General features: G+C 45.6%; 1 pseudogene. It reads right to left on the bottom strand.

What is annotated here, in order from left to right:
• Window positions 1-386, bottom strand: a pseudogene (locus UF05_RS08585) (ABC transporter permease); the annotation flags it as partial.
• Window positions 387-388: the final 2 nt, after the last annotated feature.

Here is a 388-nt window from a genome sequence, read left to right as displayed (position 1 = left end):
GCGATAACCATTTGTGGGATAGCTTGGATGATCATTGTGCCTGGTGTTACGAAGGCATCGTAACGACTACCACGTTTCCAAGCGGCGAAGATGCCAAGAACTGATGCGATTGAGAAAGAAGGCACAACCGCTGTACCAGCTAGGAACAGAGACCAGCCAAATGCACTGCCAAGGAGAGAGTTTACTGAAAGCGGATAGAACTGAATTGAAGTACCTAGCTCCCAGCTTAGAATGATTTTAATGAAGGACAGGGATTGGATGTAAATAGGCCCATCAACGAAACCTAGCAATTCTGTCATTGCTGTGATTAAATATGATGTTACCTGGACTGAATCGTTCTCATACATCATGGTAACTGGGGCACCCGGCATTGCTCGCGGAATAATAA

Origin of the sequence: Vibrio sp. S457-15 (assembly GCF_000960545.1) — a bacterium.
Taxonomy (GTDB): Bacteria; Pseudomonadota; Gammaproteobacteria; order Enterobacterales; family Vibrionaceae; genus Vibrio; species Vibrio parahaemolyticus.
The sequence above is the reverse complement of the archived record's forward strand: the minus strand, read 5'-3'. Positions and strand labels throughout refer to the sequence as shown.